Origin of the sequence: Pseudomonas sp. ANT_J28 (genome assembly GCF_008370005.1) — a bacterium.
Classification (GTDB): domain Bacteria; phylum Pseudomonadota; class Gammaproteobacteria; order Pseudomonadales; family Pseudomonadaceae; genus Aquipseudomonas; species Aquipseudomonas frigoris.
This window is the reverse complement of sequence record NZ_VOBM01000011.1, coordinates 1-25,303: the sequence shown is the minus strand read 5'-3', so window position 1 is coordinate 25,303 and position 25,303 is coordinate 1. Positions and strand designations below refer to the sequence as shown.

Sequence of the window (25,303 nt, the reverse complement as noted above, 5' to 3'; positions counted from 1 at the left end):
CCTGCCGATCTCGTTGGCCCACGGGCGGCAGATCGTCACAGGTCTGAAGGATAAAGGCCACGCTGTGATAAAGTCCGCGCCCTGCGATACGTACACCCTGTTCATCGGCCATTGATTGGCATTGATGTCGCGATACCCCCGCACCTAAAAAAAATCAGAGATGCCGTTTTATGACCGCTTCATCCCCTTCGCTATGGTTACGCCTGAAACACTTAAGCCTGGTCACACAAATCATCCTCGGTCTCATCGCCGGGATTGCCCTGGCCCTGTTAGCGCCGGAGGTGGCGAAGTCCACCGCGTTTATCGGGAAAGTCTTCGTATCGGCGCTTAAAGCCGTCGCGCCGATTCTGGTGTTCGTGCTGGTCATGGCCTCGATCGCCAACCATAAGCACGGCCAGGAAACCCACATCCGGCCAATTCTGTTTCTGTATCTGCTGGGAACGTTTGCGGCGGCGGTGGTGGCCGTTGTCGCCAGTACGCTGTTCCCGTCGAGCCTGGTATTGGCGACTCACGACGTTACGGTCACCGCGCCGGGCGGTATCAGTGAAGTGCTGCAAAGTCTGCTGTTGAGCGTGGTCGACAACCCGGTCAGAGCGCTGATGAATGCCAACTTCATCGGCATTCTTGCGTGGGCGATTGGGATGGGCGTTGCCATTCGCCATGCCGGTGACACCACTCGAGAGGTGCTTGGCGACTTGTCCAACGGTGTGACCCTGATCGTGCGTTTGGTGATTCGTTTCGCGCCACTGGGGATCTTCGGCCTGGTGGCTTCGACCCTCGCCACCTCCGGTTTCGGCGCCTTGATCGGCTACGTGCATCTGCTGGCAGTGCTGCTGGGCTGCATGTTGTTCGTGGCGCTGGTGATGAATCCGGTCATCGTGTTCTGGAAACTGCGTCGCAACCCTTATCCGTTGGTGCTGATGTGCCTGCGGGAAAGCGGCATCACCGCATTTTTCACCCGCAGTTCGGCGGCGAACATTCCAGTCAATCTGGAACTGAGCAAGCGCCTGGGCCTGCACGAAGACACCTACTCGGTCTCGATCCCGCTCGGCGCGACCATCAACATGGCCGGCGCGGCGATCACCATTACCGTGCTGACCCTGGCCGCCGTGCATACGCTGGGCATCGCCGTGGACATTCCGACCGCCATCCTGCTGAGCGTCGTCGCGGCGATCTGTGCCTGTGGCGCTTCTGGTGTGGCGGGCGGCTCGTTGCTGTTGATTCCCCTGGCGTGCAGCCTGTTCGGCATCCCCAGTGAAATCGCCATGCAGGTGGTGGCCGTTGGGTTCATCATCGGCGTGCTGCAAGACTCGGCGGAAACCGCGCTGAACTCCTCCACCGACGTGCTGTTCACCGCGGCAGCGTGCCTGGGCGAAGACGAGAAAGAACAACGCCTGGCTTAAATCCGGCGCATTAAAAAAGGGCACGCCAACTTGGTTGGGTGCCCATTTTTTATGGGTGGCGGATTAGATGACGCGGCTTTGTTGCTTGGCGAAAATCGCCGCCATTTCCGGCTCATCCAGATGATCCAGCGTTCGCTCCACCATCAAATGCACGCCGTCAGCCATGCGGCTGAGCGCCAAGGCTACGGAGCGGCGGGAGCCGTCCACATCGTCGGCGAGGTTGGCGGCGATGGCACTGATGGACAGCAAATCTTCCGAGGCATTGGCGAGAAGGGTTTCAGGGTTGATACCCGGGCAGACGCTGAAGAGCTGGCCGTTGCGTTTTGGTGGTTTGGGGTCGGCTGGCGGGAAGTGATGGTCGTTTGAGTCAGGGCTTTCGTAGGGGGAGACCGGATCGGTGTCTGGTGGATTGGGTGTGACCTTGAACATGGTAACTTTCCTATAGAAGGGCCGTGACCATCTCGCGACTAAACGAAAAGGAGGCGGCTGTGCGCAAGTTAGTCGACCGGTGAAGTCACCAAAACCCGGTGCGCCCGAAGGCGCCATGCGCACAGCCACCATCAAGTGCAGGCGAACCTGACTGGATGACACTTGTGCAACCGTAGATGACTAGCCGGGCGACTAAACCCTATCACTGATGGGCAGTGACGAGAACCAAGTTACCGACCGCCCCCAAGGCGCACAAGCCGGCGGATTCTGGCGTAGCCGTAGGCAACGACGCAAGGTGTTGTAGCTTGCAGGAAGTAACCTTGAGCCGTTTTCAACAAGTGCTGTCGAGCGGTGTTTAACATTCCGAAAATGTTGACGGGAAACGATATTCGACAACCATTCGGCTTAACGGATGCGTCCTACGCTAAATATCGATTCGTCTGACTGCGCCAATTGGTAGATGCACGCAAAGTCCCGTGTCTTTAACAGACACAGGGACATGTGGATGCACAGTGCTGCCAACCCAGGCATTTTCAGACGCGACGCTGATTTTTCCTGCGACATTCAGGTACTCAATCAGCCCGCGCGCATCACCCCAACGCTCGATACACCATCGCTGCAATCCCCCGGCGAGCGCATCGCGTTGGCCGCTGACCTGGCCCACCAGTGGGCCAGCCAACGGGGGCGCCCATGACTTCACCCGCCAACCTCGCCGCAGCAGCGGCATCCAAATCCCCCATCGGCTCTCTGGGTGCCTGCCCCTTGCGCCAAACCCACGTGCAGCTGCTGCCCTTGCGCTATGGGCTGGTGGAAAAGCCCCTCGACCCGAGTGCCGAACTGAAGCTGCCGTATGCCCTGACAACCCGTCCGCTGGGCATTCGCATGCTGCGCGATGGCTGGTTGTACATCATCGACAGCGTCACCGGCCACTTGCACGAATACCAGGTACTCAACGGACTGGTCAGCGCCTTGCTGCACAAGGGCGCCAAGGTCGACAGCGATCAGCGCACGCCCATCGAGGAGCGTCCGGCCTTGGTATTTTCAAGGCGCAGCACCTTGCATGTGACCTTCGCCGAAGTGCAATGGACGGCGGCCAAATGCACGCAAGTGCTCGACAGCCGCGAGGAACGCGAACACTTCATGCAGGCCGTCGACCTCGGCCCGGTGCATTGCCAAACCGGTGGCGAGCATCTGCTGACGGTCGCGCAAGGTAAGCAGTGGCTGGCGGAGATTGCGACCGTTCCAGCCCAGCAGGCACACGTCGCAAAAGACCGCGAAGAGCAGGAAGCCGAGTCGCCATCGGACGCCGTTCTGTTGCCGACGGTGCACGTCAGCGACGCCCCCGCGCACGAACGTGAACCCTATCTGTGGGAACAGCCACGGCGGTTTCGCGAGGCGCACATCGGCGAGTTTCTCGGGCGGGTCCGCCCGGCTTATCAGGACGACACGCTGTTCCTCGTGGTACACGACGACCTCGGCGTGCTGCGTGACTTGGCCGAGTATCAAGACACCGTGGTCGGCTGGGTCGACGACTGGAGCAATGCCGACCACAACGAACGCGATTACCTGCTGGCTTGCTACATCGAATCCTTTAGCCAGCTCAGTCCCGCGGATATCGGCAACCTGGCCGACGCCAGCGACGATCCACGAGTCCAGGCGCTTTTTGGCGATATCGAGCAGTTGCCCGAACCAACCCGGGAACACACCCGCCAAGCCTTGCTCGATTACCTGAACAAGGGCGGCAAGGTCGAGCCGCTGGACGCTCCCGTGCCTCCGGCACTCGAGCAAGCGCGCAAAGAAGCGCATGCCGAAGCGTTCAGATTCGCCAAGTACCAGGGCGCCACACCCGACTTCACCGCCCACAGCCGCGCCAGTGACGATGCAGACCGCCGTTACTACACGCGCCAACATTTCACGGTCGCCCCCGACGATTTCGTCGAACGTCACCTCGATACCTTGATAAAACTCGGCCGAGAGCAAAACAAACGCATCGTCGATGTGCTCGAAGGCTCCAGCTTCAGTGGCAAACGTGGGGTCAACGATTTCATCGACCGTCCGGCCATGGACAGCGCGCTGTTTCAGCATCGAGACGACCTTGGCCGCTGGAACCGCTTGCTCGAGCGCATCACCGCCGACCGCACCATGCTGGTGTGTGCCGGTCGCTTCCATCGCTCGGCCTGGTATTACGACGCGCAGGATCAACAGCAACTCCACCAGGCCTTCACCGCCGAATACGCCTGCCTCAAGGACATCTGCCGCAGCGACCACGCGAGCGAAATCCTCCTCGGCTATCTGGAAAAACACCCCGAACTGACCCGACCGCTGTTCTACACCTTGCCGTTGCGTCTTCAGCCAGAACGGGCCGCGCAATACAGCACGTTGTTCAACGCCGGCATGGGGGTGTTCAACAACCTGCCGCACTGGTTGGGCGAGTTGAAGAAAATCGAACAACCGCCCCTGCCGGCCCTCGACGATTTGCCCGAACACACCCGCGCCGTTGCTGATGCGGCCCAGCACAGCCTCAGCCCGGCGCTGAACCTGGGGCTGAGCCGGGCATTGGAAGGTTTCGATCTGGCCGGAGGAAAAATCCCCGACCTCGACGAACTGTTCCGGCGCCTGCCCAAGGCCTTGTCGGGACGGATACTGGATGCGGCGAAAACCACCGGCGTGACCTTTACTGTCGCTAGCCCAGCAGAACACGCGGCGTTGCAAACCAACCTCAAGGAACTGCTCAGGGAGCGCGATTACCTGAAAACCCTGACCCGCGAACGCAACCAGCTCACCCACAACAAAAACCGGGCGGGGCACAAGATGCCACGGGCGGTGGAGTTGCAGGGCGAGATCGTGCGGGTACGCGGGCAGTTGACGCAACTTGAAGGCCGGTTGGCGGGGGCGCTGAGCCCGATTGCGGAATTGCCCGACCAGTCGGTTCGGCTGTATGGCGCGACGCCGGCTCGGGCGGGGGTGACGGTGTTGTTTCCGCCGGCGCAGCAGTTGGAGGTACGGAGTTTGCTGAAGGATATTCGGCTGGGGGTTGGCTCGGTGCCGAATGGGAGTTTGATTCGAAGTGAGGGTATGGGGTTGTTGGTGTTTTTGGTGCAGGGGGTGAATTTGGTTTCGGTCATAAGGGAACTGACCAACCAATCCAGGAACAAGCGAGTCTGGATGCCCTTTTTTAATGCAGCGATGGCTACCGGGGCGGCGGGATTCACTGCGGCCCAAAGTCTCGCCGATACGGCGTTGAAGGTTCGGAGCGCTGCGCTCGTCGCGGGTCTTCAGCACCATGCTTTGCAAAATGTGCATGTGCAAATGGGCAAGATGCATGTTGGACTGGGCATCTTCACCTACGGTTTTGGTTTTGCATCTTCAATGGTCAGCCTCATCAACCACCACCAGAATTGGCAACAGGCGACGCGGAGTGGGAATGCTGCGGCGCAGAATAGTGCGGCGCTCGCGACAGCAGGGGCGACCGGCATGACGACCGTCAATGCCTATGGTTTGAGTCACACCGGTCGTGCTGCATTTAACGTGTTGATCGCAAAAAACACTGCCGCAAGAACGGCTGCTTGGGCTGCTGCGGGGACAAGGCTATCCACCGTATTCTTCCGCTTCAATCTGGCCGGCGCCTTATTCACCGTGCTGGAACTGGGTGGCACCTGGCTGTACAACCGCTACAACATCAGCACCCATGATAAGTGGCTGAAAACCACTCCCTGGAGCCTGGACGCCGATCATCGCGGTGACCATACCCTGGATGAATATCAAAGTTATCTGGCCTATTTGCTTCACGCCCCGTATGCGCAACTGGGTCCGAACAAGCATGACTCCTGGCTGAAAGACCTGTTGTTAAAGGCCAAGCCCAAAGACATCCATCTGGTGCTGCCAGGGCTCAAGCTCAATGATTTTCAGCCGCCCCTGAGCGGTCAACCGGCTCATCGCCTGGGGATCGGCGCCCACCGACTTTCCGTTCCCCTCCACAGTCGTGGTGTACCGCGCCAGCGCAAGGACGTCGTCAGTGAGGAAGTGGCGAACAGCCTGCGCATCGTGCAAACAGGACCCGACCGGCTGGTGTTATGCCTGAAATATCCCGTGGATCCTGACAGCGAATTTACCCCGGCGTCCGAAACGTTGGAGCTGGCAGTCTGTATACAGACCTTGAACGCCAAGGGCGCGTGGGTTTCTCGCATTCGGGTCATTCGCCTGGACCCTCGGGGTGACGGCCGCTTTCCGGCGTTGGCCCCTCAATCCGTTACCGAACATCCGCCCATGTTGCTGGTTGAAACCCATTTGCTGGAGTTGGCCGACCATGCCCAACAAGATTGATATCCCGATACCCGCGCCGCAACTTGAGCAATCCCGAAGTGCCGGAGACGTTGAACCGTTTCCAAGTGGGAAAATCACTTATCTCGCGCCGTTGCCACTACCGACAGCGCTGCCACCGCACGGTCCGCATATCGGGGATCTGAATGAGGTGTTCATGGACTTTGGCTTGGGTTCACCGCAGGTGTTTTCATGGCAGGTCGTATTAGGTGGACCATTCAGCGTTGCCTTCTCGATCGCATTTTTGATACCTCTATTTGGCGGCTTCATGTTTTTTTTGTTCGGGATGGGTTGGGACGATGTTTCTCATGCCATAGAAGGGGTTTTCAATGAGGCCTACGGAATAGCCCTGATAACCGGCTTCTCTGCGTTAGCCATCCTTCTCTGCACTTGGCGCCACACCCACAACAAACGCGCCGCCATCATCCCCACCCGCTTCAACCGCCAACGCCGCGAAGTCTGCTTCATGCCCGAAGACGCCACCGAGCCCGTCTTCGTCCCCTGGGAATCCCTCTCGGCCTGGGTCATCGAAGCCCAAGGCGCCACCCAATACGGCATCCACCGCCAATACGGCATGGGCATCGGCTTCCAGCACGGCGAGACCCTGACCAGCGTCGAATTTCCCTGCTTCGGCCTCTCCCTGGCCATCAGCCACTGGGAAGCCATTCGCGGCTACATGGAATACGAAATCCACGACCTCAAATCCATTCAGGACCCGCAAGACCTGCAAGGCCCGAACGACCCACCCCACGAAGGCCTGCACACTTTCCGCAACGCCCGCGCGCGCCTGCACCAACAAATCCGTGACGGCCACCGTGGTCGAGTGTCCGGCTTCTTCTGGTACCTGTACCACGTCATGACGTTGTGGACGATTCCCAACCACCTGACCGAATGGGAAGTCCGCCGCCTCCAGAAAATGGCCCCGCAGGCCATGCCCGAATCGATGCGCCAATGGTCCGAGCCGTTGCCGAAGGGACAATGGGCCAAACCGAGTGAAGAACTGCTGCGCCTGAGCGCACAGGTCCGCGCCCTGCATAAACGCCAACCTCGCCGAGCGATTACCGAGATCTTTGCTGAAGTGCAGCGCTTGAATCCGACCGACAAACGCCGCGCATGAGTTGTTTTTCCAATGTCCGCGCCCACATCGCGTCCCTGAGCCAACTTGTCGATCTGCAACAGTTGCCCGAACCGGATCGGCAACAGACCCGCAAAGCCTTGCTCGACTACCTGAACAAGGGCGGCAAGTTCGAGCCGCTGGACGCTCCTGTGCCCCCGGCACTGGAACAAGCGCGCAAAGAAGCGCATGCCGAAGCGTTCAAACTCGCCAAGTACCAGGGCGCCACACCCGACTTCACTGCCCACAGCCGCGCCAGTGACGAGGCAGACCGGCGTTACTACACGCGCCAAAAAGCCCGCCAAGGTTCACACCTTGGCGGGCTTTTTTACGTCGGGAGGTTTAGAACGCGCCCATGTAATCGCGCTTGCCTACTTCCACACCGTTGTGACGCAGGAGTGCGTAGGTGGTGGTGACGTGGAAGAAGAATTGCGGCAGACCGTAGCTCAGCAGGTAAGCCTGGCCGGTGAAGCGCTTCTCTTTCGGCGTGCCCTGACGGGTGATGATTTCGATGCCTTCCTTGCCGTCGATCTGTTCCGGTTTGATCTCGCCGATGAAGGCCAGCACCTTGGCGATCAGCGCTTGCAGCTCGGCGAAGGTGGTTTCGGTGTCGTCGTATTTCGGTAGTTCAACTTCAGCCAGACGCGCGGAAACGCCCTTGGCAAAATCAACGGCAATCTGCACCTGACGGACCAGCGGGAACATGTCCGGGTACAGACGGGCTTGCAGGAAAGCATTTGGGTCGATGTTCTTGGCAGTGGCGTGGGCTTCGGCCTTGTTCAAAACATCGCTCAGGGCGTTGAGCATTTGTTTGAAAACCGGAACGGAAGCGGCGTACAGGGAAATAGTCATGGCAGTCTCGTGTTGTGACAGGAGGAAAACGTGGGGGCGATTATAGCCATGCACACCCCGCTGCGGCGGGTCTTTTATCCGGTGGGGAAACGCAGCGTACCTCTGAACGATCTGCGCACGTTAGCCCCTCGCCGGCATGAAAACTTCAACGTCATCAGTGTTTTTCTGCACTCGCCGACAGACCAGCCTTCGATTGAGTGAACCGGTAAAACAGATTGGGCTCGCTCACAATGTAAAGCTCGCCAGTGTTGTCCATGGTCATGCCTTCGGCTTGCGGCAGCGTATGCTTGAGATCACCCGCCAAGGCGCGCAGGGAAAGAATACTGACGAAGTTACCCTGCTGGTCCAGTTCGGTCAGGTTGCTGGACTGTTCGCTCAGCAACAGCAAGTGGCCGGTCCGAGGATCGTAGTAACCCTCGGAAAGGTCTTTGCTGTAAACGCCGCGGTCGACCCAGGTCGTCAAGTCCTTGATACGGATCTGCAATCGGCTGCCAATGGAGCCGAGCATGCCGGTGATTGAGTACAGTTGCCGCGGATCACGCTCCTTGATGGCGAAGATGCGGTCATTGGCCGGGTCATAGGTCACACCTTCAAACCCCTTGTTATGCTCATTCAGGTTGATCTCAATGGCGAGTGATTCGGTTTGCTCCGCACGGATGGGGCCAGCGGTGTCCGGCAGGGTAAAAATGTGCAGCCGCTGCAGCCGTTCATCAACGATGACCACCCGCCCTTTGCCCATGTAAGCGATGCCTTCGGTATCCTCGAAACCGATCAATGGGTAGCGTTCGAGCAAATCGCCGTCACGGGTCAGCGCCAGAATTTCCATCGGCGAACCATTGGTGATACCCAACAAGCGGTCGTGTTCAGGGTCATAGGCGATACCGGAGATATCGGTGATGCCCGGGATCGGTTTGCCGTCGATCGCGACTTTGTAGTCTGGCAGCCAGATATTTTTGTCTGGCGCCTGATTGCCATACCAGCTGTTATGCCAGTGCGCGTACAACTGCCCGGGCCAGCCAAAATGAACGAAAACCACGCTAACGCCGACCAGCGCGGCGATAAGCAGAACTCCAGCCTTCCTTTTACTCATGTTTTTTTCGGGTCCCAAGTAAATCGATAGACATTGACGGGTTGTCCCGGATGACATTGGCCGTTATCGGCATCGGCGCCGACGATCGACCACTGTGCACGGGAGGTTTCGCCTAACTCACGCGCGGCCTGAGAATTGAAACACTGGCTCAACAGTTCGTCGGGGACCAAGGCGTATGCCTGAGGGTGTTCGCGCAGCCACTGTGCCGCCTGCTCGACCGTTGAGCCGACCATCCCGAAGTGCACGATCGGTTGTCGTGCGAACAGCCAATGGCCCTCGCGCCAATTGACCAACACCAGGTCGGCACCTTGAGTCATGGTCGCCGCCTGCGCCATGATCGCCTCATGAGGGTTTGGACCGTCCTTGATCGGCTCGATGAAACCGCGGGCAATCCAAAGCGCAAACCAGGTCACGACCAGCGCCTGGAATACTCGCCAACCACGCGGACGCTGACTGAACCAGCGCTTGAGCAACCAGGGAACCAGCGGTGCAGCCACCAGCACCAGCCCGGGCAGCGCCGGGTAGATGTACAACTTGCGCTTGCCGCTGCTGATACAGAAAAACAGTACCACCAGCACGACCCAGCCCAGCAGCACCAGCACTCGGCCGTCGCGCTTGTGCAGTTGCCGGCGCCAAGCGGGCACCAGCCACGGCAACACGAGCACCAGCGGCAGCCAATATTGCGGGATCACGTGAACGAAGAAATACCAGAACGGCTCGCGATGGTCCCAGGCGGCGGCATAACGTCCCGCGGTCTGGCGCAGCAGAATTTCTCGTGCATAGGCGACCTCGTCAGCAGTGCCATTGAGCGCGATGGACAAGGCCAAGGGCAGTAACCAGATCGTGATGGCGCCCAGCATGACCAACAGTCCCAGCAGCCACTTGCGCGCCTCTCCCGGCATGGCCACCACACCGGGCCAACCTTTGCGCACCGCGTAGGCATACGGAATCAGCATCAGGGCCGGGACGAAGCCAACCCCTTTGGTGATCACACCAATGCCCATGGCGGCGCAGCCCAGGTAAAACCAGCGCCAGGCCGGCCCAAGCAACAGGTGCCGCGCCAGACCGTACATACCCACGGAGGTGAACAGAATCAAAAAGCTGTCGATCTGGCCGGTCTGCAGGATGCTATAGGTCTGATAAGTCGCCAGGTACAAGAGCGCCGCCATCCGACCGGCACGTTGATGCCATAACCGGCGGCCCAGGTCATAGACCACTGCGGTGACCGTCACGGCCGATAGAAGCCCCGGCAGATACAGGGCGATGGCGGGTTTACCGGTGAGCCAGGCGAAGAACGCCACCGTCCACATGAAAATCGGCGGTTTGTCGCCGTAGATCTCTGCCGCACGGTGCGGAATCAGCCACGAGCCGTGCTGCAGCATCTCCAGCGCAACGCCAAGGAATCGCTCCTCGTCGACATTCTGCGGCTGACGTAGCCCCAGCCCGGCACCGATCAAAACCAGGGCGAGCAACATCAAACCCAGGCATTCGACCCGGGGTGATAACGTTCTGCGCATGACTCAGTCCTTTAAGTGTTTGCTGCGGGCAATCAACTGCAAATTGCGCAGATAGACGATCGAGCCAAAGGCTTGACCGGCAATGAACACCGGGTCCTCCCGGTAAATGGCATAAGCGAGCAGCAGGGCGCTACCGACGATGCTCAGGTACCAGAAACTCACTGGAATCACGCTGCGTTTCTTGTATTCGCTGTACAGCCACTGCAAGACGAAGCGACCGGTAAAGGCTATCTGGCCGGCGAAGCCGACCACCAGCCACAGGGTTTCACGGGAGAGATTCATCCTTCGATTTCCTGCGCATTGGCGTTCAGGCGCGTGCGCCGGATCAGCCACCAGACGCCGATCAGGTCGAGAATGCCCACCAGGGCACGGTCGAGGTTGCCGTATTTGGAGACCCCGGAGGTGCGGTGACGGTGGTTGACCGGATGGGTGATCATTCGGCCGTTGTGGCGCTGGATCAGTGCAGGAATGAACCGATGCATATGATCGAAGTACGGCAGGCGCAGAAACGCCGCCCGCTCGATCAGTTTCAATCCGCAACCGGTGTCCGGTGTCCGGTCCTTGAGCATGCGGCTGCGCAATCCATTGGCAAACCGTGAAGCCCAGCGCTTGCTCGCGTTGTCGCGGCGGTTGACCCGGTGCCCGGCCACCAACTGAATGCCGGCCAGCCCCTGTTCACCGCGCACCAACGCCAACATCCCGGGGATGTCCGCAGGATCGTTCTGGCCGTCGCCATCGAGCGTAGCCAGCCACTGCCCCTTGGCAGCCAGTGCCGCATGGTAAAGCGAGGTACTTTGCCCAAGCGAACGCTCATGACGCAGGATACGCAGCGTGCTCAGGCCACTGTTTTTCATCTGGCGCAGTTCGTGCAAGGTGGCATCGGTACTGCCATCGTCCACGACGATGATTTCGTACGCCTCGTCGGCCAAGGCCGCGCGCACTTCTTCAATCAAGGGCTTAAGGTTGTTCGCTTCGTTTTTTGCCGGAATCAATACAGATACAAAAATTTCATGACTCATAGGGGTCCCCCCTTTAATCCTTGGTTTCTTATTATCAAGGGCGAACATTTCATCGCTGATAAAAGTGGCGATACCATTTCACAAATTCCGCTACACCCGCTTCCACCGTCACCTGAGGGTGGAAGTCGACCCATTGCGTCAATGCCGACACGTCAGCCCAGGTCTTGACCACATCACCAGGCTGTAATGGTAGAAAGTTGCGTTGCGCCTCGATCCCCAGCGCCGATTCCAGACAATCGACGAACTCCAGAAGTGCTACCGGCATGCCACGCCCGATATTGAAAATCCGGTTAACGCCGTCGCCCTCCCCGTCCGGGATCGGCGGCCGTGGGCGCAAACGGACGACGCTTTCGACAATGTCGTCGATGTAAGTGAAGTCGCGCGCCATCTGGCCGTGGTTATAGATATCGATCGGCAGGCCGTTGAGGATCGCTTCGGTGAACTTGAACAGCGCCATGTCGGGTCGCCCCCAAGGTCCGTAAACGGTAAAGAAGCGTAGGCCGCTGGCCTTCAGCCCATACAAATGACAATAGCTGTGAGCCAGCAACTCATTGGCACGTTTGCTGGCCGCGTACAGTGAAATGGGATGATCGACAGCGTCTTCGACACTGAACGGCATTTTGCTGTTGGTACCGTACACTGAGCTGCTTGATGCATAGATCAGGTGCTCGGGGCGATAGTGACGGCACGCTTCCAGCACATTCAGAAAACCCACCAGGTTCGATTGCGCGTAGACGTCCGGATTGTCCAGTGAATAGCGAACACCCGCCTGGGCCGCCAGGTGCACAACCTCGGTAAAACGATGTTCTTTGAACAACGCCATCAGTGCCGGTTTGTCGACGATATCCAGGGTCTGAAAACGAAAGCCTGGCAAGGATGCAAGCTCGTTGAGCCGTGCGCGTTTAAGCTCAACGCTGTAATAGTCGTTGAGGTTGTCGATACCGATGACTTCAAGACCTTCCAGGCACAAACGCTTAACAGTGTGATACCCGATGAAACCGGCAGCGCCAGTGACCAGAACGGTCATCAGGAGTACGCGCCGATCAGCGCACTGTTCTTGGCCAATACCCACGTCAGCTTCATGCTTTGCTCCATGTAGTCCAGTCAATAAGGCCTGTATCGTCAATGGGAGAACTACCAGATGCCCGCAATAAGGTCTGCCAGTTCCCGGCCATACATACCTTACTCGTCGGATTGTAAAAATAGCGTTAATTATTCATTTAGGTTTTGTGATGATTACCAAGAAGGCATGACGAATTCAGTTGCCATTGACACACGTCAATCTAAAGTGCATGCCAGCAGGAGAAAAAAATTGACCCCGGGAAGGATGCAGAACCATGAGTACTGAGCAAGAGACAACATTCGACGAGCCGCGGCTTAACAGCACGGAAATCCGCATTCTGGGTTCGTTGATCGAAAAACAGGCCACCAGCCCGGAAACCTATCCGCTGACCCTCAATGCGTTGGTGATTGCCTGCAACCAGAAAACCAGCCGCGAGCCCGTGATGAACCTGACCCAGGGTCAAGTCGGCCAAAGTCTGCGCGCCCTCGAAGGACGCGGCTTCACCAAACTGGTGATGGGCAGCCGTGCGGATCGCTGGGAACACAAGGTCGACAAGGCACTGGAACTGGTGCCGGCTCAAGTCATTCTTGCGGGGCTGCTGTTCCTGCGCGGTCCGCAAACGGTCAATGAACTGCTGACCCGCAGCGGCCGCATGCATGACTTCGAAGATGCCGAACAAGTGGTGCATCAACTGGAACGCTTGATCGCTCGCGGTCTGGCGCTGTTGATTCCGCGCCAGGCCGGTCAGCGTGAAGACCGCTACATGCACGCCTTGGGCGACCCGGCGGACATCGAAGTGATCCTGGCGGCACGGCAGAACCCGACCGAGCGTGGCGCGGGTGGCGGCGTATCGGTTGAGCGGATCGAAGAGCTTGAGGCGCGAATCGCGGCGCTGGAAGAGCGTCTGGCCCGCCTCGAATAACCCTGCGTTACTCGCCGTCCCAATAATCCACGCCGTCCGCCGGCCTGGCGACGGCGACGAAGCCCGAGGCTTTGCCCTCGGCGTCGACCTTGAAGTCGTCCATCACCGCATATTTGCCGGAATCCGGGTACTCGCAAATCTCGGGTGATTGTTGGGTGCTGACCGCCAGGTAGCGCAGCTCACCGTTGCTGGTGTTGACGATCTGGTGCGCGGTTTCAGGGCCGCCCGGCGGGCAGGCAATGACATCACCGGCGCGAACGGGAAAGCGCTCGACGCCCAAGCGAATCTCCCCTTCCCCGGCCACGATGTAAAACATCTCCTCGTTGACCCGATGACTGTGAAACGGGCTGCCACGCATCCCCGGTTCCAGCACGTACAGGCGATAACCCAGCTTCTGCGCGCCGAGTTGCTGGCCGATGCGCGCCTGCCGTTGCTGATAGCGATCGGCGGTGTCTCCCGTCGGGGCAAACGCTTCGGGTAGCGGCTCAAGTTCGGCCTGATCCAGATTAAGAATGGCAGGATGCATGAGTCACCTCAGTCACGGTTCGCTTGCTGGGCACCAGGAGAGCCAAGGCCACTGCGGGCAAATTCCACGGCTTTGTGAAACTGCTCATCGGTCGGCCGCATGCCGGTGTACAGCACGAACTGCTCCAGCGCCTGGATCGCGATCACTTCCAGCCCGGTGATCACTCGCTTGCCTTCAGCACGAGCGCGCACAATCAACGGTGTTTCCGAAGGGACTGCCACTACATCGAAGACAGTCTCGGCAGCAGCGATGGTTTGAGCATCGAACGCCAGCTGATCGGCCTCGGGCCCGGACATGCCAATCGGTGTGACGTTGATCAGCATCTGCGGCCGCTCCGAACCCAGCTCCGCTTGCCATCGATAGCCCAGCGATTCGGCCAACGCACATCCGGCACGCTCGTTGCGGGCTACGATCAGGCCATTTTTGTAGCCACCATCGCGCAAGGCACTGGCCACCGCCTTGGCCATGCCGCCGCTGCCGCGCAGGGCAAAGGTCAATTCCTTCGGCACCTGGTGGGTTTCAAGCAACTGGGCGATCGCGATGTAATCGGTGTTGTAAGCCTTGAGATGGCCGTTAGTGTTAACGATGGTGTTGATCGATTGAATGGCCGCAGCGGAGGGATCCAGTTCATCGACCAGCGCAATGCACGCCTCCTTGAACGGCATCGACACGCCGCAACCACGAATCCCCAGGGCGCGAATGCCGCCAACGGCGCCTGGCAGATCCTGGCTGCTGAAGGCCTTGTAGTAAAAATTCAGGTCCAGTTGCTCATACAGATGATTGTGAAACCTCAGGCCGAAGTTCCCGGGGCGTGCGGAAAGCGACATGCACAGCTGAGTGTCTCTGTCGGGGTTCATCTGCATGAAAAATCTCCTTGAATAGCACTTTCAGATGGACGGGATTAGCCAATCCATCGGGTCTGATCGATCATAACGGCGTGTCTGCACGCGGCCTCACTGAACCGTAAAGAAGCTGGTACAGACCTTACACAAAATTTACCCAACGGCTGTGCTGATTTTGAGAAAAACGCTGTCTTAGAAGTATCTCCGCGACAATCCTTGGGTCTATTGCAGACACAAGCGCCGGGGCGAAGAACCGAGGAACTATCATGATCCGTAAAATCCCCGCAGTAGCCTTGCTGATCGGTGCTCTTGCTATCGCAGGGCAGGCAGAAGCTGGCGGCGGTCACGGCGGTCACGGTTGGGAAGGGCCGGCGGTATTTGGCGCGATCGTTGGCACGGCCATCGTCGGTTCGGCCATCATCAACAGCAACCGGACGGTCTATGTACAGCAACCGGTATACGCTCAGCCACAACCGGTTTACTACGGCCCGCCACCGGTTTATTACCAGCCGGCACCGGTCTACGTGCAACAACCGGCCTATTACGGCCCGCCGCCGGTTTACTACGGACCACCACGTGGGTACTACGGTCCACCGCGCGGTTACTACGGCCCTCCCCACGGTTATGGCCGCTGGTAACGGAATCATCAGGCCCCGCCTCAACAGCGGGGCCTTTTTTGTGACCGTCCGTCGGCAGAGGTCTGGATAAATCTCGCCAAGGTCGCTGTCGGGACAGTCTTTGCGGTGCAAATTGGCAAGATTGACTCGCCATCCTTCCCCCGCTTCGGGGAAAACGGTCATATTTATGTCATGTCAGGTCCGCAATCTTGGATCTGTCCGTTAACAACAGGTTGATAAAAACAAGGACGACCTCATGCCCACGCAAAACCCGCACCGCATTGTCGGCTTGTGCACTTCCAGCAAGGTGTACAACGCACTGACCGAACTCAAGCACCTGGAAGGCCATCGCAGCGCCAAGTTTCTTTCGCTGCTGGCAGAAAACCTGGTGCGAAAAGGCCTGCTCAACGAGCAAGAAGTGGTTCATATGCTGGATCTGGTGGTCGACTGAACCGATAACTCATTGGCATCAATGACGACTATCGAAAGCATTGATTGTCCGTTCAAGCGCCCGGTCCGTAAGGTAGCTCCGTAGATTGATGGAGGTACTTATGTCCCAGGTTCAGATCATGTCCGTTATCGGCAGCGCCGTTCCCGCACCGCTCAGAGAGCTAGGATTGCTCGCCTGTTGGTATCTGGTGCAGGACGGCGAACCGATCAGCGGTCCGCTCACCTCGCTGCCGGCCGCCCAGGCACTGTCCCAACGTATTGGCCAAGGCCAACTCAGCGCTTAAGGCAGCTGCACCCGTGGCTTGGTTTCAATGAAGATGGCCCAGCTCGACATGAACAGCGCGGCGATCAGCGGCCCGATTACAAAGCCATTGAGGCCGAAGATCGCCAGACCGCCAAGGGTCGAGATCAGGATCAGATAGTCCGGCATCTTGGTATCCTTGCCCACCAGGATCGGTCGCAGCACGTTATCCACCAGGCCGATCACAAAAATCCCGAACAACCCCAACCCCACGCCTTGCCAAATCGCCCCGGTGAACAGGAGAAACGCCGCCACCGGCGCCCAGACGATCCCCGCACCCACCGCTGGCAACAGCGACAGAAACGCCATCAGCACCGCCCAGAGCAGCGCGCTCGGAATATCCAGAAACCAGAAAATCAAACCGCCCAATGCACCCTGCGTGATCGCCACCACCAGGTTGCCCTTCACCGTCGCCCGCACTACGCGATTGAACTTGAGTTGCAAACGACGTTTCTGGTGCTCCTGCAGCGGCACTGCAGCGCGAACTTTGCGTGCCAGTTCGGCGCCGTCCCGCAGAAAGAAGAACAGCAGGTAAAGCATGATGAAAAAACTCACCAAAAAATCAAACGTGCCCTGTCCGAAACTGAAGACCTGCGTGGCGACAAACTCATTGCCTGTCACTGCACTCTTGATGATTTTCTCCCGCAGCCCGTCCAGCTCGCCAACCCCGGCCCGATCGAGCAAGTGCTGAAAATACGGCGGCAGGCTGTGTTTGAAATGCGTCACATACCCGGCGATGTCCAGTTCGCCGCTTTCGATGCTCTTGTACACCGTGGCCCCTTCTTGAACCAGCAAGATACTGAGGACAATCACCGGCAGAATCGCGATCACCAGACAAATGCTCAGGGTGAGCAGCGACGTCAGGTTGCGTTCCCAGCCGAACTTCAGTTGCAGTCGTCGCTGCAGGGGCGCGAAGAGGATGCCGAGGATCACCGCCCAGAACATCGCGCCGTAAAACGGCAGCAAAATCCAGATGAAAGCGGCGGTGACCAGGCCCAGCAAAATCACCAGTGATTTGTTTTGTACTGTCTCTTCGTTCATGTCCGATCCATGTCAGTCCGCAAGGACACAATGTCGCGCCCTGATGCTTAGTCCGCCACGGTTCGCGCGAGTGCCATCCGTTTGTTCATCAAGCATAGATCCAGATCAATGAAACCTTGGGGCAAGCCGCTTACTCTCTGCGGCTTTTGTGACCGACTCTGCCATGACTCTCCTGCCTCCAGAACTGCTCGCCCCCGCCGGCACCCTGAAAAACATGCGATATGCCTTCGCCTACGGCGCCGACGCGGTGTACGCAGGTCAACCGCGCTACAGCCTGCGGGTGCGCAACAACGAATTCGATCACGCCAATCTGGCCCTCGGCATTCACGAAGCCCAGGCTCAAGGCAAGCGCTTCTATGTGGTGGTGAACATCGCCCCGCACAACGCCAAGCTAAAAACCTTCCTCAAAGACCTGGCGCCGGTAATTGCCATGGCACCGGACGCGCTGATCATGTCCGATCCAGGCCTGATCATGCTGGTCCGCCGGGATTATCCGCAGATGCCGATTCACCTTTCGGTACAGGCCAACACGGTGAACTGGGCCAGTGTCGAGTTCTGGCAGCAACAAGGCTTGAGCCGGATCATCCTGTCGCGCGAACTGTCCCTGGAAGAAATCGCCGAAATCCGCGAACAGGTCCCGGCGATGGAGCTGGAGGTGTTCGTCCACGGCGCCTTGTGCATGGCTTACTCCGGTCGCTGCCTACTGTCCGGGTACATGAACAAGCGCGACGCCAATCAGGGCAGTTGCACCAACGCCTGTCGCTGGAAATATTCAGCGCAAGAGGCCACGGAAAATCAGCTGGGCGAGATCGTTCAAACCTTCCAGCCCGAACCGACCCTGGGCATCGGCGCCCCGACCGATCAGGTGTTTCTGTTGCAGGAGGCCAACCGGCCCGACGAATTGATGCCGGCCTTCGAAGACGAACACGGCACTTACATCATGAACGCCAAGGACCTGCGCGCCGTGCAGCATGTCGAGCGCCTGACGCAGATGGGCGTGCACTCATTGAAAATCGAGGGCCGGACCAAATCCCACTTTTATTGTGCGCGGACCACTCAGGTTTACCGTCGGGCGATCGACGACGCGGTGGCCGGTCGCCAGTTCGACCGCAGTCTGATGACGGATCTGGAATCCCTCGCTCAGCGCGGCTACACCGAAGGTTTTCTGCGTCGGCATGTGCATGACGAATACCAGAACTACCAGCACGGCAGTTCGGTGTCGGAACGGCAGCAGTTTGTCGGTGAGTTGACCGGCGAGCGGCGTGACCGGATGGCGGAAATCAAGGTGAAGAATCGATTTGGCCTGGGCGATCACATGGAACTGATGACGCCCAAAGGCAACTTCCAATTCGACTTGCATCAGCTGCAAAACGTCAAAGGCGAGCAAATCGAGGTGGCGCCGGGGGATGGGCATACGGTGTATCTGCCGATTCCGGATGCGGTGGATTTGCGGTTTGGGTTGTTGATGCGGGATGTCAGCGTGAGCTGAATATCATCAAGCGACACAAAACCTTGTGGGAGCGAGCCTGCTACGGGCGGCGTTCCGACGAAGAACGATGACGCGATGGTACTGCCGCCTACAAAATATATGGTCAGCGATCGGCCGAAAAACGGTCGCGACTGTTGGTCAGGTGCAGCCACATGGCCGCCCGCGCCGCGTCCGGATCTTGCCGTTTGATCGCATTGAGAATGGCCTCGTGCTCAAGGTTGGCCAGTTGCCCGAGCTTGCTCAAGTCCACCGCGCCGCGCTCGGCGGCATTGACACGGGTGCGCGGGATCATGGCGCTGCCCAGGTGCAGCATGATTTCGGGAAAGCACACGTTGCCGGTGGCTTCGGCGATCAGCAGGTGGAAGCGCTTGTCGGCTTCGACGCAGCTGTCGTTGTTGGCCAGCAGGCTTTGATAGTCGTCCAGCGCTTCGCGCATCTGCGCCAATTGATGATCCGTGCGACGGGTTGCAGCCAGCGCGGCGGCCTGGGTTTCCAGGCCCATGCGCAACTCCAGAATGCTGCGCACCCCCAGCGCGGTATCGACGTTCAACCGCAGTCCCTGCTCCGGTGTTCGCTCGATAACAAAGGTGCCAATGCCATGCCGGGTTTCCACGAGACCCGACGCCTGCAACTTCGAAATTGCCTCGCGTACCACCGTGCGACTGACCCCGTGCTCCTGAACAATCGTGTTCTCGGACGGCAGCTTGTCCCCGGGCAGCATCTGACCGAGCAAGATGCTCTGGGTCAGTTTGGTGACCAGGTCATGGGCCAGATTGTGGGTGCGCTTGCGGGCAGGCGCGTCGAGGTCTTCTTGCATGGCGATCATCCGAAAGCAGAACTATCGGAATCGTAGCACTGCGCTCGATGGGAATCTCAGGAAAACGCTGAGCAACTTGTATGACAACACTCAACAACTAGGGTATTCAAGACCATCGTAAAGGTCATACATCACTGCAAAAGAATAATAAATGCTCTCTAAAGCGCCATTTTGTTGGACGACCACTCTTGCAGGATGAAAAAACGCAGTTGTATGATGTCTATCAACATCGCAATACCCAGTCACACCCCGCATAAAAATAATCAGTGGGAGATAACGCAGTGAATACATCCATATCCGGGATGAACGATGGCGCCGATTCGCTCCTAAAGTCCGCCATCTCGAAAGTGAAACGCCATGTTCTGCCGCTGTTCGTGATCATGTTCATCGTCAACTACATCGACCGCGTGAACATCGGCTTCGTCCGCGCCCACATGGAGCACGACCTGGGCATTGGTGCCGCCGCCTACGGCCTCGGTGCCGGGCTGTTCTTCATTGGTTACGCGCTGTTCGAAGTCCCCTCCAACATCCTCCTGCAAAAAGTCGGCGCGAGAATCTGGCTGACCCGCATCATGCTGACCTGGGGCCTGGTCGCCGCTTGCATGGCCTTCATCCAGAACGAAACCCACTTCTACATTCTGCGATTCCTGCTGGGCGTGGCCGAAGCAGGTTTCTTCCCCGGAGTGATTTATTACTTCACTCGTTGGCTGCCTGGCGTTGAACGCGGCAAGGCGATTGCCATCTTCCTCAGCGGTTCGGCGATTGCTTCGCTGATCTCCGGCCCGTTGTCCGGGTTGCTCCTGCAAATCAGCGGCTTCGGCCTGCACGGCTGGCAGTGGATGTACTTCATTGAAGGGATGTTCTCGGTCGGGCTGTGCGTGTTCGTCTGGTTCTGGCTGGACTCCAAACCCCACGACGCCAAATGGCTGAGTCGAGAAGAGCAGGACGCGCTGGTCAAGGCCATCGACGACGAACAACTGGCCCGCGAAGCCGCGACGCCGATCAAACCGTCGCTGGGCAAGCTGCTCAAGGATCGCCAGATCATCCTGTTCTGCCTGATCTATTTCTTCATCCAACTGACCATTTATGCCGCGACCTTCTGGCTGCCGAGCATCATCAAAAAGATGGGCGATCTGAGCGATATTCAAGTCGGGCTGTTCAACTCGATCCCGTGGTTGCTGTCGATCATCGGCATGTACGCCTTCGCTTCGCTGTCGGCCAAATGGAAACACCAGCAAGCCTGGGTCGCCGCGGCCCTGCTGATCGCAGCAGCCGGGATGTTTATGTCCACCACCGGTGGGCCGATCTTTGCTTTCGTTGCGATCTGCTTTGCTGCGTTGGGTTTCAAATCGGCGTCGTCGCTGTTCTGGCCGATTCCTCAGGCCTATCTGGACGCACGGATCGCGGCGGGTGTGATCGCGCTGATCAACTCGGTGGGCAACCTCGGCGGCTTCGTCGCGCCGACCACGTTCGGCCTGCTGGAAGAACGCACCGGCTCGATTCAGGGTGGGCTGTACGGCCTGGCCGCGACCTCGATCATTGCCGCGCTCATCGTCTTCGCCGCACGTAACAAACCGAAAACCGCACCGGCCGTTGCACTGGGCAAACCAGCGTCCAACCACGCCTGAACATCTGTTTTGAAGGACATAACAATGAACACACAAGAAACCGCCAAAGCCCCGATCATCACCAGCATGCAGGTTGTTCCGGTGGCCGGCCACGATGGCATGTTGCTCAACCTGAGCGGCGCCCACGGGCCGTTTTTCACCCGCAACATCGTGATCCTCAAGGACAACGCCGGTCACACCGGCGTCGGTGAAGTACCGGGCGGCGAGCGCATTCGTCAGACCCTCGAAGATGCTCGCTCATTAGTGGTCGGCAATCCGATCGGCACCTATCAGAAGATCCTCAATCAAGTGCGCCAGACCTTCGCCAATCGCGATGCCGGCGGTCGCGGGTTACAAACCTTCGACTTGCGCATCACCATCCACGCCGTCACCGGCCTGGAAGCCGCCCTGCTTGATCTCCTGGGTCAGCACCTTGACGTGCCGGTGGCCGCCCTGCTCGGCGAAGGCCAGCAGCGTGATGAAGTGAAGATGCTGGGTTATCTGTTTTATGTCGGTGATCGCAACGAAACCGACTTGGCCTACCGCAGCGAACCGGACGCCGACCACGACTGGTTCCGCGTGCGTCACGAAAAAGCCATGACCGCCGACGCCGTGGTCCGCCTTGCCGAAGCCGCCCACGCCCGCTACGGTTTCAAGGACTTCAAACTCAAGGGCGGCGTGCTCAGTGGCGACGAAGAAATCGAAGCCGTCACCGCCCTGGCCGAACGCTTCCCCGATGCGCGCATCACCCTCGATCCGAATGGCGCGTGGTCACTCAAGGAAGCCATTCGTCTGTGCCGGGATCAGCATCACGTCCTGGCTTACGCCGAAGACCCGTGCGGCGCGGAGAACGGTTATTCGGGCCGTGAAGTCATGGCTGAATTCCGTCGTGCCACGGGCCTGAAAACCGCCACCAACATGATCGCCACCGACTGGCGGGAAATGGGCCACGCGATCCAGTTGCAATCAGTGGACATTCCCTTGGCCGACCCGCACTTCTGGACGATGCAGGGTTCGGTCCGCGTGGCGCAGATGTGCCATGAATGGGGCCTGACCTGGGGTTCGCATTCCAACAACCACTTTGATATTTCCCTGGCGATGTTCACCCACGTCGCGGCCGCCGCGCCGGGTGACATCACCGCCATCGACACGCATTGGATCTGGCAGGACGGTCAGCGCCTGACCAAAGCGCCGCTGCAAATCGTTGGCGGCTGCGTGCAGGTGCCGAAGAAACCCGGGTTGGGCGTCGAACTGGACATGGACCAGCTGGCCAAGGCCCATGAGTTGTACAAAGGCATGGGACTGGGCGCGCGGGATGACAGCGTGGCGATGCAGTTTCTGATTCCAGGTTGGAAGTTCGATAACAAGCGGCCGTGTCTGGTGCGTTAACTCTGTTGGAATATCGCTCCCACAGGTTCTTGTGCTGCTTGCAGCAACCATTGCTTGAACACCGCCATCGCCGACGTTTCGGGGCGCGACTGCAAGCGGGTCAGCCAGTAACTGCCGGTGGTGATCCCGATAGCGAACGGTTGCTCTATTGCACCCGCCGCCAGTTGACGGGCGAACATCAGCGGCGGCGCCAATGCGACGCCCACCCCTTGCAGCGCCGCCTCCATCATCGCCAGCGACGAGTCGAAGACGATGCTCCGAGGCGGTGCTGTGTGGGTCGAGAGGCCGGTAGCCTGAAACCATTCGGGCCACTCGTCCGTGCGATAAGAACGCAAGAGTGTTTGCTGCAACAGGTCTGTCGGTGTTTTCAGTTGCCGGGCAATCCCGGGAATACACAACACCGACAGCGGCGCCTCGATCAACCGCACGGCTTCAATGCCATGCCATGCTCCCGCACCAAACCGAATCGCGTAATCCAACCCTTCAGCCGCCACATCCACGCGATTGTTGTTGGTCGACAGGCGTAAATCTATGAACGGATGTTTCGCCTGGAAGTCCGTCAACCGTTGCAACAACCAGCCTACCGCGAACGTCCCCACCGCGCCGACCGTCAATACCTCGCGAAAATGTCCGCCCTCGAATCGCTCAAGGGTTTGCGCTATACGGTCGAAAGACTCGCGCAACACCGGTAGCAAGATTTCGCCCTCGCTGGTCAACATCAGCCCGCGGGGCAAGCGCTTGAACAGGGTGACGCCAAGTTGAGACTCAAGGCTCTTGACCTGATGGCTCACCGCCGCCTGTGTGACACACAACTCAACGGCCGCACGGGTGAAACTCAAATGCCGGGCGGAGGCCTCGAAGGCGCGCAATGCATTGAGCGGTAATTGAGGCCGGATCATGCTCACTCCCAAATTTTTCTAATGGCTCATCCGAAATATCATCGGTTGTCGAACCTCGGCAGACTGCATAGATTTGGCTCGCCCACCAGCAACCCGGATTGAAAAGCCGCTCGGAGTGTAGTGGTTAACACCTTTGAAACTCATGGAAAGTGAATCAATCATGCCTAACAAACTCTCGTCCTACAGCGCTTTTGCACTTTTCCTCAGCGCCGGTCATTGCGTTGCTGATGACCGCATTGAAGCCATCGTGAAGGCCCCATCGAACCGGTGATGCAGCAACAGCAGATCCCCGGTGTCGCGGTCGCCATTACCGTCAACGGCCAGCCGTATTACTTTAACTACGGCGTAGCTTCGAAAGAGAGCGCACAACCCGTCACTGAAAACACCTTGTTCGAAATCGGCTCGGTGAGCAAAACCTTCACCGCCACCCTCGCCGCCTACGCTCAGGCCACCGGCAAACTGTCCCTGTCGGACAAGGCCAGCAGCGTGCTGCCGGAACTGCGTGGTAGCGCGTTCGACACCATCAGCGTGCTGCAACTGGGCACCTACAGCGCCGGCGGGCTACCGCTGCAATTCCCCAGCGATGCCGATGCACCGGACAAGATGCTCGGCTATTTCAAGCAGTGGAAACCGACTTATGCCGCAGGCACCCATCGGCAGTATTCGAACCCGAGCCTGGGGTTGTTCGGTTACCTCGCCGCCCAAAGCATGGGCGCGGCGTTTGATGACGTGATGGAAAAAACCCTGCTGCCGAAACTCGGACTAAAACACACCTACCTCAAGGTGCCGCAGGCTCAGATGGGGCTTTATGCTCAGGGCTACAACAAGGATGACAAGCCTGTACGGGTTGGGCCGGGGGCACTGGATTCGGAGGCTTATGGGGTGAAAACCAGCTCTGCGGACCTGATTCGTTATGTTGAAGCGAACATGAAGCCGGCCAGCCTCGAAGATCCGATGCAACGAGCAATTGCCATGACGCATACCGGTTACTACAAGGTGGGCGAGATGACTCAGGGGCTGGGTTGGGAGTTCTACAACTACCCGGTCACCCTCGATAAATTGCTGGCGGGTAACTCGACGCAGATGGCGATGGAGGCTCACGAAGTCCAGTGGCTGACCCCGCCGCAACCTCAACCAGAAAACGTATTGATCAACAAAACCGGCTCAACGAGCGGCTTCGGGGCTTACGTGGCGTACGTGCCGTCGAAAGACATCGGCATTGTGATCCTGGCCAACAAAAACTACCCAAACCCTAAGCGGATCAAGATTGCTCATACGATATTGAGTGCTCTGAGCAAGTAGCCGAGAAGCACAAATTTTCGTAGCAGCTGCCGAGCCTGCGAGGCTGCGTTCGGCTCGGGCCGCGTTCGGACGCAGCGGTCGTGATCTGTCAAGTGAGGTTTTCCTGAAAGACCTCGGTTGCAGGTTTTACGACGGCTTCGCCGCTGAACGCAGCCTCGCAGGCTCGGCAGCTGCTATGTATGGACTCGCCCCCACTGTCTACCCGCTTTTGAAAAACCGCCGCCCCGTTGCATCTATGTATCAGGCCTATTCGAAGAAGCCGTCTTCGGCTTCTGGCCAAAATTGGAAGAGCTC

Annotated in this window: 23 protein-coding genes and 1 pseudogene; 12 read left to right on the top strand and 12 right to left on the bottom strand. The window is 58.7% G+C overall.

What is annotated here, in order from left to right; all coding sequences use genetic code 11:
- Nucleotides 1-170 precede the first annotated feature (170 nt).
- Nucleotides 171-1,403: a serine/threonine transporter SstT gene (gene sstT / locus FQ187_RS09940; RefSeq protein WP_149629329.1), complete on the top strand. Its 1,233-nt coding sequence runs from the start codon at nucleotides 171-173 to the stop codon at nucleotides 1,401-1,403.
- Between the two features lie 63 nt (nucleotides 1,404-1,466).
- Here sstT and FQ187_RS09935 read toward each other — a convergent pair whose 3' ends face one another.
- Nucleotides 1,467-1,832: a DUF6124 family protein gene (locus FQ187_RS09935; protein ID WP_149629328.1), complete on the bottom strand. Its 366-nt coding sequence runs from the start codon at nucleotides 1,830-1,832 to the stop codon at nucleotides 1,467-1,469.
- A gap of 505 nt (nucleotides 1,833-2,337) precedes the next feature.
- On the opposite strand from FQ187_RS09935, the gene FQ187_RS30300 reads away from it, so the two are divergent.
- The 3 genes from FQ187_RS30300 to FQ187_RS09920 are packed head-to-tail and all read left to right on the top strand — an operon-like array spanning nucleotide 2,338 to nucleotide 7,269.
- On the top strand, nucleotides 2,338-2,526 hold the full coding sequence (locus tag FQ187_RS30300; protein WP_256667289.1) for a hypothetical protein: 189 nt from the start codon (nucleotides 2,338-2,340) through the stop codon (nucleotides 2,524-2,526).
- Nucleotides 2,523-6,155 (top strand): toxin VasX, encoded by a 3,633-nt coding sequence (locus tag FQ187_RS09925; RefSeq protein WP_149629327.1) that lies wholly within the window; start codon nucleotides 2,523-2,525, stop codon nucleotides 6,153-6,155. Before FQ187_RS30300 ends, FQ187_RS09925 begins: the two co-directional genes overlap by 4 nt.
- A complete protein-coding gene (locus FQ187_RS09920; protein WP_149629326.1) occupies nucleotides 6,139-7,269 on the top strand; it encodes a DNA-binding protein in 1,131 nt (376 codons plus the stop codon). Before FQ187_RS09925 ends, FQ187_RS09920 begins: the two co-directional genes overlap by 17 nt.
- 339 nt (nucleotides 7,270-7,608) lie before the next feature.
- Here FQ187_RS09920 and FQ187_RS09910 read toward each other — a convergent pair whose 3' ends face one another.
- From FQ187_RS09910 to FQ187_RS09885, 6 genes are all read right to left on the bottom strand, one after another.
- Nucleotides 7,609-8,118 carry a DUF1993 family protein gene (locus tag FQ187_RS09910; RefSeq protein WP_008148402.1) on the bottom strand — a complete coding sequence of 170 codons (510 nt, stop codon included), beginning with the start codon at nucleotides 8,116-8,118 and terminating at the stop codon, nucleotides 7,609-7,611.
- A gap of 154 nt (nucleotides 8,119-8,272) precedes the next feature.
- Nucleotides 8,273-9,208, bottom strand: a complete 936-nt coding sequence (locus FQ187_RS09905) for an SdiA-regulated domain-containing protein (RefSeq protein ID WP_149629325.1) — start codon at nucleotides 9,206-9,208, stop codon at nucleotides 8,273-8,275.
- Nucleotides 9,205-10,725, bottom strand: coding sequence for a glycosyltransferase family 39 protein (locus FQ187_RS09900; protein WP_149629324.1), 1,521 nt, complete (start codon nucleotides 10,723-10,725; stop codon nucleotides 9,205-9,207). The genes FQ187_RS09905 and FQ187_RS09900 overlap by 4 nt, the downstream gene beginning before the upstream one ends.
- 3 nt (nucleotides 10,726-10,728) lie before the next feature.
- Nucleotides 10,729-11,007 (bottom strand): lipid-A-disaccharide synthase N-terminal domain-containing protein, encoded by a 279-nt coding sequence (locus FQ187_RS09895; RefSeq protein ID WP_008148397.1) that lies wholly within the window; start codon nucleotides 11,005-11,007, stop codon nucleotides 10,729-10,731.
- Nucleotides 11,004-11,744, bottom strand: coding sequence for a glycosyltransferase family 2 protein (locus FQ187_RS09890; protein WP_149629323.1), 741 nt, complete (start codon nucleotides 11,742-11,744; stop codon nucleotides 11,004-11,006). Before FQ187_RS09890 ends, FQ187_RS09895 begins: the two co-directional genes overlap by 4 nt.
- A 49-nt stretch (nucleotides 11,745-11,793) precedes the next feature.
- Nucleotides 11,794-12,771, bottom strand: coding sequence for an NAD-dependent epimerase (locus FQ187_RS09885; protein WP_149629322.1), 978 nt, complete (start codon nucleotides 12,769-12,771; stop codon nucleotides 11,794-11,796).
- 310 nt (nucleotides 12,772-13,081) lie between these two features.
- On the opposite strand from FQ187_RS09885, the gene FQ187_RS09880 reads away from it, so the two are divergent.
- Nucleotides 13,082-13,729, top strand: coding sequence for a YceH family protein (locus FQ187_RS09880; RefSeq protein ID WP_074878482.1), 648 nt, complete (start codon nucleotides 13,082-13,084; stop codon nucleotides 13,727-13,729).
- Between the two features lie 7 nt (nucleotides 13,730-13,736).
- On the opposite strand, the gene FQ187_RS09875 is transcribed toward FQ187_RS09880, so the two are convergent.
- Entirely contained in the window at nucleotides 13,737-14,255 is a 519-nt protein-coding gene (locus FQ187_RS09875; RefSeq protein WP_149629321.1) for a cupin domain-containing protein, read from the bottom strand.
- Nucleotides 14,256-14,263: 8 nt separating this feature from the next.
- A complete protein-coding gene (locus tag FQ187_RS09870; protein WP_149629320.1) occupies nucleotides 14,264-15,118 on the bottom strand; it encodes a shikimate 5-dehydrogenase in 855 nt (284 codons plus the stop codon).
- A 245-nt stretch (nucleotides 15,119-15,363) separates the two neighbouring features.
- Here FQ187_RS09870 and FQ187_RS09865 point away from each other — a divergent pair, with 245 nt between their 5' ends.
- From FQ187_RS09865 to FQ187_RS09855, 3 genes are all read left to right on the top strand, one after another.
- Nucleotides 15,364-15,735 (top strand): hypothetical protein, encoded by a 372-nt coding sequence (locus FQ187_RS09865; RefSeq protein WP_149629319.1) that lies wholly within the window; start codon nucleotides 15,364-15,366, stop codon nucleotides 15,733-15,735.
- A gap of 235 nt (nucleotides 15,736-15,970) precedes the next feature.
- A complete protein-coding gene (locus FQ187_RS09860) occupies nucleotides 15,971-16,165 on the top strand; it encodes a hypothetical protein (RefSeq protein ID WP_003179723.1) in 195 nt (64 codons plus the stop codon).
- A gap of 100 nt (nucleotides 16,166-16,265) precedes the next feature.
- Nucleotides 16,266-16,448, top strand: a complete 183-nt coding sequence (locus tag FQ187_RS09855; protein WP_095128871.1) for a hypothetical protein — start codon at nucleotides 16,266-16,268, stop codon at nucleotides 16,446-16,448.
- On the opposite strand, the gene FQ187_RS09850 is transcribed toward FQ187_RS09855, so the two are convergent.
- Nucleotides 16,445-17,506 (bottom strand): AI-2E family transporter, encoded by a 1,062-nt coding sequence (locus tag FQ187_RS09850; protein ID WP_149629318.1) that lies wholly within the window; start codon nucleotides 17,504-17,506, stop codon nucleotides 16,445-16,447. The two genes, FQ187_RS09855 and FQ187_RS09850, sit on opposite strands and share 4 nt — an antisense overlap.
- A gap of 163 nt (nucleotides 17,507-17,669) precedes the next feature.
- Here FQ187_RS09850 and yegQ point away from each other — a divergent pair, with 163 nt between their 5' ends.
- A complete protein-coding gene (gene yegQ, locus FQ187_RS09845) occupies nucleotides 17,670-18,995 on the top strand; it encodes a tRNA 5-hydroxyuridine modification protein YegQ (protein ID WP_149629317.1) in 1,326 nt (441 codons plus the stop codon).
- Nucleotides 18,996-19,098: 103 nt separating this feature from the next.
- On the opposite strand, the gene FQ187_RS09840 is transcribed toward yegQ, so the two are convergent.
- Complete coding sequence (locus FQ187_RS09840; protein WP_149629316.1) at nucleotides 19,099-19,812, bottom strand: FadR/GntR family transcriptional regulator; 714 nt, start codon at nucleotides 19,810-19,812, stop codon at nucleotides 19,099-19,101.
- 281 nt (nucleotides 19,813-20,093) lie between these two features.
- Here FQ187_RS09840 and FQ187_RS09835 point away from each other — a divergent pair, with 281 nt between their 5' ends.
- On the top strand, nucleotides 20,094-21,440 hold the full coding sequence (locus FQ187_RS09835; RefSeq protein ID WP_149629315.1) for an MFS transporter: 1,347 nt from the start codon (nucleotides 20,094-20,096) through the stop codon (nucleotides 21,438-21,440).
- A 24-nt stretch (nucleotides 21,441-21,464) separates the two neighbouring features.
- Nucleotides 21,465-22,808 (top strand): glucarate dehydratase, encoded by a 1,344-nt coding sequence (gene gudD, locus FQ187_RS09830; protein WP_149629314.1) that lies wholly within the window; start codon nucleotides 21,465-21,467, stop codon nucleotides 22,806-22,808.
- Here the strand turns inward: gudD and FQ187_RS09825 are convergent.
- Complete coding sequence (locus FQ187_RS09825) at nucleotides 22,805-23,707, bottom strand: LysR family transcriptional regulator (RefSeq protein WP_149629313.1); 903 nt, start codon at nucleotides 23,705-23,707, stop codon at nucleotides 22,805-22,807. The two genes, gudD and FQ187_RS09825, sit on opposite strands and share 4 nt — an antisense overlap.
- 249 nt (nucleotides 23,708-23,956) lie before the next feature.
- On the opposite strand from FQ187_RS09825, the pseudogene ampC reads away from it, so the two are divergent.
- A pseudogene (gene ampC, locus FQ187_RS09820) lies at nucleotides 23,957-25,009 on the top strand (class C beta-lactamase); the annotation flags it as partial.
- Between the last annotated feature and the right edge of the window lie 294 nt (nucleotides 25,010-25,303).